Source organism: Fusibacter sp. A1 (assembly GCF_004125825.1).
Classification (GTDB): domain Bacteria; phylum Bacillota; class Clostridia; order Peptostreptococcales; family Acidaminobacteraceae; genus QQWI01.
In genome coordinates this window covers 75,690-88,148 of record NZ_QQWI01000015.1, presented here as the reverse complement: position 1 = coordinate 88,148, position 12,459 = coordinate 75,690, and the positions used below count along the sequence as shown (strand labels likewise).

Sequence of the window (12,459 nt, the reverse complement as noted above, 5' to 3'; positions counted from 1 at the left end):
CTTTAGCTCTTGAGTCGAAAGCCAAGAAGAGCGTTCCCGATTTTTCAAATCGTGAACGACGCGTTACAAATCACATGTTATCTAACTCTACACGGTTCATCACTTCGCGCTGTGTGGCCACTCTTCGAGATGTCCACAACGGGCTCGTCGCCCTATATAAATTAGAATAAAAAGACGACTGAGTATGTGAACACACTCAGTCGTCTTTTTATTCTAATTTATGCACTTCTCTGTTTTTACGATTAGTACGTTCGTTTCACTCACTCCCACTCGATCGTACTTGGTGGTTTGCTCGTTATATCATACAGAATCCTATTAACGTTCTCAACTTCATTGACTATCCTAGAGCTGATCTTGTCTAAAACGTCATAAGGGATTCTTGCCCAGTCGCTGGTCATGCCGTCTGTGGAGGTTACGGCTCTGATGCCTACGGCGTGGCTGTAGGTTCTTTCGTCGCCCATGACGCCTACGGATCTTACGTTTGGTAATACGGTGAAGTACTGCCAGATTGACTTTTCTAGTCCTGCGTTTAGGACTTCTTCTCTAAGTATCGCGTCTGATTCTCTGACGATGTGTAGGGCTTCTTCTGTGATTTCTCCCATGACTCTGATTGCCAGTCCTGGGCCTGGGAAGGGTTGTCTCCATACCATGTGGTGTGGGATTCCAAGCGCTTCGCCTAGGGCTCTTACTTCGTCTTTGAATAGCTGACGTAGCGGTTCGATCAGGCTGAACTCCATGTCTTCTGGCAAGCCGCCCACGTTGTGGTGCGATTTGATGACGTGTGCTGTGTCTGTGCCTGATTCGATGACGTCTGGGTAGACGGTTCCTTGTACTAGGAACTCGATGCCTTCTAGTTTGCTTGCCTCTTCTTCGAATACTCTGATGAAGTCCTGGCCGATGAGCTTGCGTTTTGTTTCTGGGTCGGATACGCCTTTTAGGTTTCCTAGGAATCTATCTTGTGCGTTCACGCGGATCACGTTCATGTGGAAGGCGTCTGCGTAGGTTTCCATGACCTGATCGCCTTCGTCTTTTCTCATTAGGCCGTGGTCGACGAAGATGCACGTCAGCTGATCGCCTACTGCTCGGTGCACTAGTGTCGCTGCTACCGATGAGTCTACTCCGCCAGATAGCGCGCAAAGTACTTTTTTGTCGCCGACTTGCTCTCTGATTTCTTGGATGAAGGTTTCTGCAAGGTTGCCCATGTCCCATGTGCCTTCGCAGTCACATACTTGATAAAGGAAGTTTTTGATCATGTCGCGGCCGAATGGCGTGTGCTCGACTTCTGCGTGGAACTGAACGGCATATAGGCTTCTGTCGACGTTCTGCATTGCTGCAACCGGACAGTCCGCTGTTGTTGCCGATACTTCGAAGCCTGCTGGTGGTGCTGATATATAGTCGTTGTGCGACATCCAGCATGTCGATCCTGTTTCGATGCCGCTAAAGAGCGGTGCTTGCGAATGGATGTTCAGGTGGATTCTGCCGTATTCTCTTTTTGTCGATCTCTCTACTTTACCGCCAAGGGTTTGAGCCATCAGCTGTGCGCCGTAGCATACGCCTAGTACCGGTATTCCTAAGTCGAAGACTGCAGGGTCGATTGTCGGTGAATCTTCACCGTACACCGAGTTTGGTCCGCCTGTGAAGATGATTCCCTTTGGATTCATCGCTTTGATTTCTTCTGCTGTTCTTTTGTACGAGACTACTTCGCAGTAGACTTTGTTTTCTCTTACACGACGTGCGATGAGCTGGTTGTACTGCCCGCCGAAGTCTACGACAACTATCATTTCTCTTGGCTTCATGTGATCCTCCCAGATTATTCCGATACGCTATAGTTAGGTGATTCTTTTGTAATCGTGATGTCATGTGGATGGGATTCTCTTAGACCCGCTCCTGTGATTCTTACGAACTTGCCGTTCGTTTTCAAGCTCTGTATGTCAGGCGTGCCGCAGTAGCCCATGCCGGCTCTCAGTCCGCCGATCAGCTGGTAGACGTTTTCTGCGATGGTTCCTCTGAAAGGAACTCTGCCTTCAACGCCTTCAGGCACGTATTTCTTGGTGTCGTTTTGGAAGTATCTGTCGCCAGAACCTGCAGCCATGGCTCCAGTGGAACCCATTCCGCGGTAGGTCTTGAAGGATCTGCCTTTGAAGATGACCAGTTCACCCGGTGATTCTTCTGTTCCTGCAAATAGGGAACCGATCATGATGACGCTTGCTCCTGCGGCGATCGCCTTCGGCAGTTCGCCTGAATATTTGATACCGCCGTCTGCGATGACAGGTACGCCGTATTCGTCCGCAACTTTCGCACATTCGTAAACCGCTGTCAGCTGAGGCATTCCGATGCCTGCGACGACTCTTGTCGTACAGATCGAACCAGGACCTATTCCCACTTTAACGCAGTCCGCTCCGGCTTCTATAAGATCCCTAGTCGCCTCGCCTGTCGCCACGTTGCCGGCAACCAGTTGAAGGTCAGGATATTTTGCTTTCAGGTCTTTTACCGCATTGATGATGTTTTGTGAATGACCGTGCGCCGAGTCGAGTACCACAACGTCCACACCGGCTTTAACAAGCGCGTCCACTCTGTCGTACATGTCTCTTCCGATACCTACAGCAGCTCCTGTTAAAAGTCTGCCCTGGTCGTCTGTGGCACGGTTAGGATAGATGATTACTTTTTCGATGTCTTTGATGGTGACAAGGCCTTTTAGGATGCCGTTGTCGTCCACAAGAGGAAGTTTTTCAACTTTATGCTTACGAAGGATGGCTTCAGCTTCTTTCATCGAGATTCCAGCTTTTGCTGTGATGAGGTTTTCTGAAGTCATGATTTCTTTGATGAGTTTGTCTTTATTGGATTCAAAGCGGATATCTCTGTTTGTGATGATACCGACAAGTTTGTTGTTCTCTACTACGACTGGAACGCCTGAGATTCTATAACGGGCCATCAGCTCGTTGGCGTCTCTCACATGGTGCTCTGGTGATAGGAAGAAAGGATCTACGATTACTCCGTGTTCGCAGCGCTTTACTTTGTCCACTTCAAGCGCTTGCGCCTCGATGGACATGTTTTTATGGATGATGCCGATGCCGCCTTCACGAGCCATAGCGATTGCTAGCTTGGCTTCTGTCACGGTATCCATACCGGCACTCATCAGTGGAATATTGAGTTTGATCTTCTTTGTCAGTTGCGTGCCTAGGTTTACCTCGTTCGGTAGCACATCTGACTTTTGAGGCACTAATAAAACGTCATCATACGTTAAACCTTCGAATACGATTTTGTCCTGCATGTTGTTCTCCTCTCGTGTTCTCTCATCTCTTTCACCAAAAAACAAAAATAGTACAGTAAGTGAAATTACTGTACGTTAAAAGCTACGTCATAATTCCACTCATAGTGAAGCAATTTACGGTTGCTCCGTAGAAACTTTGGGCCATATCCCCACAATTATACGAGTGATGTTTCTGTTATTTTTACGTCGTCGTCCGCTTGTAGCCGACTGATATATTAACAACTAAATTAACAGATGCCACCACAAAAGTCAAGTAAGATTTCGAACTCTTAACATGTTAATCAACATTAGTGTTTCCAATTGAGGGCTCACTTTCGACCCCTTTTGATATTCTTACACTTTTCATTCAACAATAAGCTTATGAAAACGTTTTTTCAGTGATTTGAACGTTTGATATGCGTAACGCGTGCATGAATATTCACACATCCCATTTTATATTTCGAGAGGCTAAGTTTTGAATGAAAACACATTGTACTTTCCTACATATATATTATACTAATGTTATGGAGCGTGATATTTATGGAAATTTTTAGACACATCAAAGACTTACTGAAACAAAACATTTGGCGCTACGCCCTCGGAGTCTTGCTGCTTATCGTCATCGACGCCTTTCAGCTTGTTCCACCCTGGATTATCGGACGCATTGTCGATAAGCTGGTGGCAAAGGATCTGCCAAACGACTTCTTGCTGCTGATGGTAGTGACCATCCTTGCGCTTGAACTTGTCATCGCCGTTTGTAGATATTTCTGGAGAGTCCTGATCACAGGCGGTTCTAGAGAAATCGAAACAGCGATCAGACAACGCTTTTTCGGTCATTTGGAAAAGCTATCTCTTGATTATTACATCAATAACAAGACAGGCGACCTTATGGCACGTGCCACAAACGATCTGAATTCTGTGCGCATGGCATTTGGACCAGGCGTCATCATGATCACCGATGCGATCTTCTTGACGCTTACGACAGTGACCATCATGGCTACGCAGATCGACGCACGACTTACGTTTTACGCACTTATACCACTTCCGATTCTAGCGGTAATCATCGCTGTTCTCGGTCCACTGATTCAAAGGCGTCACAAAAAAGTGAGCGAAGCCTTTTCAACAATCAGCGAAAGAGCCCGCGAAGCCTTCACCGGCATCAGGATCATCAAGACCTTCGTACGCGAGCGAGCGATAGTGGACGAGTTCAATAAGGATAACCACCAGATGCTAAAGCGCAACTTGCAGCTTGTATCGGTTTGGGGATTCATGTTCCCAATGATCGGTTTCATCGCATCGACAAGTGTCGTGCTTGCTATCTATTTTGGCGGTCAGACTGTATTGAGCGGCCACATCACCATTGGCGAATTTGTAACTTTTGTCACTTATTTAGGACTGCTCACTTGGCCTTTTATGGCAATCGGATGGGTCATCAACGTTTTACAACGTGGTGTCGCGTCCCTAAAGAGGATCAACGATATTCTTGACGCCAAACCTGACATCAACGACGATGAGTCCAACGAAGAGGTTACCCGCCTATTCGGAGACATCGAACTTAAAGACCTTAGTTTTACATACCCAAATGACGCCATACCTATGCTGAAACATTTAAGTTTTAAAGTAAAACGCGGACAGACGCTCGCGATTCTCGGCCGAACCGGTTCTGGAAAAACGACGCTTGCCAATCTTTTGATCAGGCTATACAACGCACCGCGCGGAACCTTGTTTATCGACGGACACGATATCAGAAACATTCCGCTTAAGTTGCTGCGTGACCACATCGGTTACGTACCGCAAAACAACTTCCTGTTTTCGCAGTCGATTAAGGAAAACATTGCCATTACAGACGATGACACAAAACTGAAAAAAGTGACGCACTACGCGAAGCTGGCTAACATCGGTGCTGAGATCGAGTCTCTTCCCAACGGGTATGACACAATGTTAGGTGAGCGTGGAGTGAATCTGTCCGGCGGACAGAAGCAGCGTATTTCAATTGCGAGATCGCTGATTAAGAATCCTGACCTTGTGATTCTCGACGATGCGCTTTCTGCTGTGGACACCAAAACCGAAGAATCGATCCTGACCCACCTAAAATCGGAACTCAAGGATAAGACGGCCATCATCATCGCCCATAGAATCTCTTCGATAAAACATGCGGACCAGATCATCGTGCTTGATAACGGATATTTGTCCCAAATCGGCACACATGACGAACTTTTAAGCCAGGATGGCTTCTATCGTGAACTGTTTGAAAAACAACAACTCGAAGAACGCATCGCTAGCTATGACGCTTAAAGGAGGGCAGCTATGGAAAACAAAGAACAATTTTCAGAAAAGAAAATAGAAAAGTCCTTCGACCTCAAGCTATTCATGCGCCTTATGCGTTATGCCAAGCCGCATGCTCTGCTTTTGGGAATCTGCCTGATTCTCTTAGTTGTAGTCACGCTTGTTGAAGTCGCAAATCCGTTTCTGATCAAGGTGGCGATCGACGATATCATCAACCCTACAGAAAAGGTCTATGGGGTCTACGACGAGCATTCGGACATCACGACCCTTTCCTATGAAGGCAGAAACTATTCATCGCTATCCTACCGACTGATCGAACCCGATGACAAGATCAGGGTGATACGATCAGAAGATAAACTGTACTGGGTTCCGTATCACTACGACCTGTCAAAAGGCTATGACATTGAAGTCGGCACCGATACCGCGTATCTGTCGACAGAGAACTCAATTTATAAGGCGCATATCTTAACCGATGAGTTTCAGGCAGCACTTGACGAACACGCTTTTTACAACCTGTCTCAACTCGCACTGGGATTCTTCCTTCTCTTGGTGGTTGGATTTGTATTTAACTACGGTCAGGTCATACTGCTTAACTGGACTTCACAAAAGATTATTTTTAAAATGCGTGAGGACCTGTTTTCACATATCATGAATCTGGACCTTACCTATTTCGAAAAGAATCCAGTAGGTCGTCTGGTCACAAGAATCACAAACGACCTCGACAACATCAACGAGATGTACACCAGCGTCCTCTTAACCGTCTTAAAAGATCTGATGATGGTGATAAGTATCGTGGTGATCATGTTGCTCATCGATGTGAAGCTGACACTGGTCTGTTTGGCATCGTTCCCACTCGTGGTGGCAGCGACTTGGCTCTTCAGAATCAAGATCAGAGAAGTGCAGCGAAAAATCAAGCTGCAGATCGCGATCATCAATTCTAAGCTGTCGGAATACATCTCTGGCATGAACATCATCCAGATCTTCGGTGTTGAAAAAAAATACTACGATGATTTTGAAGTGAGCAATCACGATTATAAGGATACCCTACTCAGCGAAATTCGTATTTTTGGCGTATTCAGACCGGCCATGTCGTTTATCTACAGCATCGGTCTTGTAATGCTTTTACTCTACGGTAGCTCCAAGGTCCTCAATCAGAGCATCGAACTCGGCGTGTTGATCGCCTTTACACGCTATATCAAGCAGTTCTACCAGCCGATCTTCGACTTTTCTGAGAAGTTCAACATCATGCAGTCGGCGATGGCCAGTGCTGAAAGGCTCTTTGTAATTCAGGAAACCCGCAATCCGATCGAAAATCCGATCGAACCCAAACGGGTCAAAAAGATCAAAGGGGATATCCAGTTTAAAAACGTCTGGTTCAGCTATAATGAAAACGAGCCTGTGCTCAAGGACGTGTCCTTCGAGATCAAGGCGGGTGAGACCATCGCCATCGTGGGCCATACCGGTTCGGGCAAGACCACCATCACCAGTCTGATCAACCGTTTTTATGATATTCAGAAAGGAGACATCCTGATTGACGGTATCTCGATCAAGGATTTCGACAAGGAAAAGCTCCGAAGCCATATCGGAATGGTGCTTCAAGATGTCTACCTCTTCTCATCCACCATCAGCGAGAACATCAGGATGTACAATAAGGACATCTCGAAAGCCCGTATCGAAGAGGCAGCTCGGGTCGTAAACGCGAAACTGTTCATCGACAAGCAGCATGAAGGCTTTGAATACAAGCTGAAAGAACGTGGAAACGAGTTTTCAACTGGTCAAAGGCAGCTCCTGTCCTTTGCCAGAGCGCTTGCCTATAACCCCGAAATCATGATTTTGGATGAGGCAACCTCGAACATAGACACAGAAACCGAGGAACTCATACAGGACGCTATCTTGAAGCTCGCCAACAAGCGTACAACGATTGTGATCGCGCATCGTCTTTCGACGATCAAAAATGCAGACAAGATCATCGTACTCAACAAAGGTGAGGTCAAAGAAATCGGTAATCACGATGAACTGATCAGCAAGGGTGGTTTATACTACGATCTGTATCGCCTGCAATACAGCGAAGCAGACGCTGAGGAAATCATTTGATTAAGGGCTGATTAGAAACAGCTTATAATACCCTTATCCCTCTTTTTTTCTGCTTGATTTGGACTATAATAAAATCAAGAAAGAAAACAGGAGGGATTTTTTATGAAAGATCGCAAATCGCTAATCGGAATAGCTTTAATTGTATTCGGAATGTTTTTCATGTTGAACGAGATCAACCTATTTCATTTTGGATGGGGGACACTCTGGCCGCTCTTCTTACTGGTTCCGGGAATCATGTTTGAATACGCCCACTTTGTAAAACGGGCAAATCCTGGTGTACTTGTGCCGGGCGGCATACTGACCACCTACAGCATCATCTTCTTCATCAACGGTTTCTTAGGATACCACCTGATGGAATACATGTGGCCCTTCTTTCTGATAGGACCAGCCTTCGGACTCTTTCAGCTCTACTGGTTCGGCGGTAAGGAGAAAGCCCTGTTCTGGGTTTCATTCGGACTTGCGACAGCTTCAATCCTTATGTTCATGATTACAATTTCAGCGACAGTTTTCAAATATATCGTACCTGGAATTATCATCTTTATCGGAGTCAAACTGCTGACCGATGCTGGAAAACCAAAAAAACGCAAGAAGAACTATGATGACTTTTAACCTAAAAAAACGGTGACCGAACTTCGGTCACCGTTTTTTTAGTCTATTTAAAATCGCAGGGATGCTACCGCCTGGGCGGAGATTCCTTTTCCTTCACCTTCAAATCCAAGTCCTTCTGTCGTGGTCGCTTTAACATTGACAGCATCGTGTGCAAGGTCAAGTGTCATCGAGATGTTCTTGACCATTTCAGCGATGTAAGGCTTGAGTTTAGGTTGCTCACAAACAACCGTCGCGTCAACATTATTGACGATGAATCCTTTTTCTCTGATCAGCTCATTGACCCTTTTGAGAAGCGTCATGCTTGATGCTCCCTTATAGGCTTCATCGATATCTGGAAAATGCAACCCGATATCGCCTAGAGCCGCTGCTCCGAGGATGGCGTCCATGATGGCGTGTATAAGCACATCCGCATCACTGTGGCCAAGCAAACCCTTCTCATAGGGTATTGTGACTCCACCTAAGATCAGTGCGCGATCCTCCACTAGTCTATGTACGTCGTAACCTGTTCCTACTCGCACTTGTTTTCTCCTTTTAAATGAGTATATATCGCTCTACCTAGCACCATGTCTTCTGGAGTTGTAAGCTTTATGTTCCACTCAGAACCGACAGCCCCATAGACCCTTATACCCAAATCCTCACATATCGACGCTTCGTCTGTAAAAGTATTTCCGCTGCTTGCGGCGTGCTCTTTCAGCCGATTTGCCACCTCGAGTGTGAAACATTGTGGCGTTTGCACCCGATACACATGGTTTCTGTCGATGGTCCTATCGATATGCTGACTGGTCATCCACTTTAAGGTATCCTTTGAGGCTACCACGGGCACAACCGCGTCATGCTCTTCAAGCGAGCGCATCAACCTATTTAAAAGCTCCTTATCGACAAAGGGCCTTGCTCCGTCATGTACGAACACGTGGGTACAGGTGGCATCGACAGCACCTATTCCGCTCATCACAGAATCCACTCTCTCCTTGCCGCCGTCCACCATTTTTACAGGTGTTTCAATTTTTCCAAGACTCTCTATCACCGACGACATCGCGCTGCGATCATCCGGATTGACGACCAGGATGACCTCTGCGATGTTCTTCTGCGCAAGAAACTGCCTTATCGTAAGCGCAGTGATGGTCTGCCCCTCAATCTGAAGAAGCTGTTTATTTACCTGGGCTCCCATTCGTTTACCCATGCCTGCAGCAGGGATGATGACACTTATCCTCATGAAACCTTACCTTTGGGTTTGACAAAAATCATTCTACCCGCCGAGGTCTGAAGGACGCTTGTCACCACAGCCTGAATCTCTTTTCCGATCAGCATGCGTCCGTCTTCAACGACAATCATCGTTCCGTCGTCCAGGTAAGCGACTCCCTGATGATTCTCCTTACCCTCTTTGATCACCATGACCTGCATCTCTTCTCCAGGAAGCACCACAGGTTTGATCGCATTGGCAAGATCATTGATATTCAGAACCTTCACACCGTGTATTTCCGCTACCTTATTTAAGTTGAAGTCATTGGTGACTACCGCACCGTCAAGCATCTGCGCAAGCTTCAGCAGTTTAATGTCCACTTCGTTCACATCTTCAAAGTCCTGGCTTGTGATGACGACTTCAACGTCAAGTTCTTTCTGTATGATATTGAGGATGTCAAGCCCTCTTCTGCCGCGGGTTCTTTTGAGCGAATCAGAAGAATCGGCGATATGTCTCAGTTCTTCGAGCACGAACTCCGCGATGACCAGCTTGCCTTCGACAAAACCGGTCTTACAGATATCCGCGATCCTACCGTCGATGATCACGCTCGTATCAAGCACCTTAGGCATACTTTCATGACTTTGCTTGTCAATCGTCTTACTTGGGACAAGTTTGATGTACTCGGTAAGCCTTGACGGATCAGATAGGTTTCTCGAACCAAGTCGGACTCCCAAATAACCTAAGAGCGCATAAAGACCTACGACGATGACCATATAAATGACATTGTCTCCAACGACATTCTTAATCATCGGATTCAGCAAATAGGCTATCATGAGGCCGACAATCAATCCGATGGATCCTGCTAGCATCTGATTGAAGGGGATTTTCACCAGTTCCTTTTCTGTCTGATCTGCGAAATCGACAATCTTCTTTACAATCCATGATGAACTAAGGAAAAATATAATACCTAGAATAATTGCGAGTGAAACATTCACCACGATGGATGTAACCGAATCGAGAGCATTGACTTTAAAGAGGGTTTCAAGAAGTTCTAAGCTTTCCAACAATAATCCAAGCCCGTAACCTGCCGAAATACCCACTAAAGTTATAAACGACCTAGCTAAGTTTCTAACCATACACTTCCTCCTTTCTTTTTCTAACGGCAACTTGCACAATGCTTTGCCTCTTTTATCATAACAAATCTAACGGCTATTTTAGATTACAGTTATCTTAAATCTCTTTCATTATGCCCAATGGGTTTGAACATATTGTGAACAACAAAAAAATAGGCGTCTGAATAGACACCTACGATTGATTATGATAAATGGTTGAGTCAATGATTGATTCAACCTCTTGCCTTGCTATGTTTTGAACAAGTACAAGTTCGCTGACAAGAATCTGTCTTGTATTAGAAAGCATCTTCCGCTCACCAGTTGACAAGCCTTTTTCTTTTTCCATCAATTGTAAGTCACGTACCACTTCGGCAACATCGTGTATGTCACCAGTCTTCACTTTTTCCATGTTGTCGCGGTATCTTCTATTCCAATTAGCAGACATGATCGACCTTGTGCTACCTAAAATAGTAAGCACCTCGCTGATTATGCCTTCTGGTACGATGTCTCTTAGGCCAAGTCGGTCAACATTTTCTGTTGGCAACATGACTTTCATTTCCTTGATTGGGAGTCTTAAAACGTAATAACGTTGGCATTTTCCAAGAAATTCTTTCTCTTCAATGCCTTCAATGATGCCTGCACCATGCATGGGATATACTACTTTGTCACCAATTTTGAACATATCACGCCTCCTTCTAATTCAATTATACAGGAAGACACTACTTCGGTCAAATAAACCTTAAATTATACACGATTGATCAAATAGAGTCAACGGTTTTCTATGCACTTCAGAGCACTAAAATACACATTTCTATCTATGAAAATAAATAGTTTCCCTTAAGTGGTCACCAGCGGTTGGTTGTTGTACACCCGTTCCGCTATCCGCCTTAATCCGGATACGATATTTTGGGCTCTTACTTCTCCAATGCCTTCAACTTCTTCAAGCTCATCCATGCTTGCGTTGATCACGCCCTGTAGGTCGTCAAAATGGGCTAGAATATTCCTGATTACCGCACTAGGCAGTCTCGGAATCTTCGAAAGCAGTCGAAAGCCTCTTGGATAAACTTGCATGTCCAACATCTCGACTTCTATTTCATACCCCAATAACTTCGCCATACGCGTTGTAGACAACAATTCGTCATCGGACATCGTGGCAAGCATGATAAGCGAGTCATCGAGCGTTTTCTTATCAAAATCCACCAGGTAATCGGAGATCACATTTTTAAGGTCATTGGCGACATCGCTCACCAGTTCATCCAGCTGCATTTCGATAAGGCGGCCTTCATGACCTAGTTCTAGGATATACCGTTCAATCTCATCAGCGACACGAAGCACCATTTCGGAACGCTTCATCACTTGAGCGACATCATGCACGGTGACGGCGTCTTCAATTTCAAGGGCACTTAGGTTGATGAGCTCCTGATTGAGTGTCTGCCTATATTTTTCAAGTGTCTGAATCGCCTGATTGGCCTTGGTCAAAAGGCGGTTCGTCTCTTGCAGGATATATTTGATATCCTCTTTATAGATCGTGATGATACTTCTTCTTTGCGAGATCGATATCACGACCTGTCCTGTCTGTTTCGATACCCTTTCGGCGTTACGGTGTCTGATTCCTGTTTCTTGAGTCATGATGCCCGGATCTGGATTGAGCTCGACATTGGCACTGACGATCCTGTCGGCCTTATTGCTTAAAATCACGGCGCCGTCCATCTTGGCAAGCTCGTAGATCTTGTAGGGATTGAACTCGGCATTGATCGCAAACCCGCCGTGACTGATGCTTTTGATCAGATCCGTATCTCCAATCACGATCAGCGCGCCGGTTTTCGCCCTTAACACGTTCTCAAGCCCCGCTCTCAGCTGTGTACCTGGAGAAACCATGCGTAGAACATCTGTTATTCTGGTATTTTGACTGGTCTCACGCATAGAAA

General features: G+C 45.8%; 10 protein-coding genes and 1 riboswitch. Of the genes, 3 read left to right on the top strand and 7 right to left on the bottom strand.

Annotated features, from left to right (window positions below):
- Positions 1-260 precede the first annotated feature (260 nt).
- Both guaA and guaB read right to left on the bottom strand, forming a co-directional pair.
- The gene (guaA, locus tag DWB64_RS17515) at positions 261-1,796 is read right to left on the bottom strand and encodes a glutamine-hydrolyzing GMP synthase (protein ID WP_129489515.1); all 1,536 of its coding nucleotides are present in this window, start codon (positions 1,794-1,796) and stop codon (positions 261-263) included.
- Positions 1,797-1,810: 14 nt separating this feature from the next.
- On the bottom strand, positions 1,811-3,271 hold the full coding sequence (guaB, locus tag DWB64_RS17510; protein WP_129489514.1) for an IMP dehydrogenase: 1,461 nt from the start codon (positions 3,269-3,271) through the stop codon (positions 1,811-1,813).
- Between the two features lie 82 nt (positions 3,272-3,353).
- A riboswitch (purine riboswitch) is annotated at positions 3,354-3,454 on the bottom strand.
- 336 nt (positions 3,455-3,790) lie between these two features.
- Here guaB and DWB64_RS17505 point away from each other — a divergent pair.
- The 3 genes from DWB64_RS17505 (at position 3,791) to DWB64_RS17495 (ending at position 8,239) form a co-directional block, all read left to right on the top strand.
- Positions 3,791-5,545 (top strand): ABC transporter ATP-binding protein, encoded by a 1,755-nt coding sequence (locus DWB64_RS17505; RefSeq protein WP_129489513.1) that lies wholly within the window; start codon positions 3,791-3,793, stop codon positions 5,543-5,545.
- A gap of 12 nt (positions 5,546-5,557) precedes the next feature.
- Positions 5,558-7,630 (top strand): ABC transporter ATP-binding protein, encoded by a 2,073-nt coding sequence (locus DWB64_RS17500; RefSeq protein ID WP_129489512.1) that lies wholly within the window; start codon positions 5,558-5,560, stop codon positions 7,628-7,630.
- Between the two features lie 102 nt (positions 7,631-7,732).
- Positions 7,733-8,239: a LiaI-LiaF-like domain-containing protein gene (locus tag DWB64_RS17495; RefSeq protein WP_129489511.1), complete on the top strand. Its 507-nt coding sequence runs from the start codon at positions 7,733-7,735 to the stop codon at positions 8,237-8,239.
- A gap of 47 nt (positions 8,240-8,286) precedes the next feature.
- Here DWB64_RS17495 and ispF read toward each other — a convergent pair whose 3' ends face one another.
- From ispF to disA, 5 genes are all read right to left on the bottom strand, one after another.
- Positions 8,287-8,757 carry a 2-C-methyl-D-erythritol 2,4-cyclodiphosphate synthase gene (gene ispF, locus DWB64_RS17490; protein WP_129489510.1) on the bottom strand — a complete coding sequence of 157 codons (471 nt, stop codon included), beginning with the start codon at positions 8,755-8,757 and terminating at the stop codon, positions 8,287-8,289.
- Entirely contained in the window at positions 8,748-9,452 is a 705-nt protein-coding gene (gene ispD, locus DWB64_RS17485) for a 2-C-methyl-D-erythritol 4-phosphate cytidylyltransferase (RefSeq protein ID WP_129489509.1), read from the bottom strand. The genes ispF and ispD overlap by 10 nt, the downstream gene beginning before the upstream one ends.
- A complete protein-coding gene (locus tag DWB64_RS17480) occupies positions 9,449-10,555 on the bottom strand; it encodes a PIN/TRAM domain-containing protein (RefSeq protein ID WP_129489508.1) in 1,107 nt (368 codons plus the stop codon). The genes ispD and DWB64_RS17480 overlap by 4 nt, the downstream gene beginning before the upstream one ends.
- A gap of 169 nt (positions 10,556-10,724) precedes the next feature.
- Entirely contained in the window at positions 10,725-11,213 is a 489-nt protein-coding gene (locus DWB64_RS17475) for a CarD family transcriptional regulator (protein ID WP_129489507.1), read from the bottom strand.
- Between the two features lie 155 nt (positions 11,214-11,368).
- A complete protein-coding gene (disA, locus tag DWB64_RS17470) occupies positions 11,369-12,454 on the bottom strand; it encodes a DNA integrity scanning diadenylate cyclase DisA (protein ID WP_129489506.1) in 1,086 nt (361 codons plus the stop codon).
- Between the last annotated feature and the right edge of the window lie 5 nt (positions 12,455-12,459).

Bases quoted from the DNA above. Each gene is read 5' to 3' on its own strand.
- guaA (WP_129489515.1), bottom strand. From the start codon at position 1,796: ATGAAGCCAAGAGAAATGATAGTTGTCGTAGACTTCGGCGGGCAGTAC.
- guaB (WP_129489514.1), bottom strand. From the start codon at position 3,271: ATGCAGGACAAAATCGTATTCGAAGGTTTAACGTATGATGACGTTTTA.
- DWB64_RS17505 (WP_129489513.1), top strand. From the start codon at position 3,791: ATGGAAATTTTTAGACACATCAAAGACTTACTGAAACAAAACATTTGG.
- DWB64_RS17500 (WP_129489512.1), top strand. From the start codon at position 5,558: ATGGAAAACAAAGAACAATTTTCAGAAAAGAAAATAGAAAAGTCCTTC.
- DWB64_RS17495 (WP_129489511.1), top strand. From the start codon at position 7,733: ATGAAAGATCGCAAATCGCTAATCGGAATAGCTTTAATTGTATTCGGA.
- ispD (WP_129489509.1), bottom strand. From the start codon at position 9,452: ATGAGGATAAGTGTCATCATCCCTGCTGCAGGCATGGGTAAACGAATG.
- DWB64_RS17480 (WP_129489508.1), bottom strand. From the start codon at position 10,555: ATGGTTAGAAACTTAGCTAGGTCGTTTATAACTTTAGTGGGTATTTCG.
- DWB64_RS17475 (WP_129489507.1), bottom strand. From the start codon at position 11,213: ATGTTCAAAATTGGTGACAAAGTAGTATATCCCATGCATGGTGCAGGC.
- disA (WP_129489506.1), bottom strand. From the start codon at position 12,454: ATGCGTGAGACCAGTCAAAATACCAGAATAACAGATGTTCTACGCATG.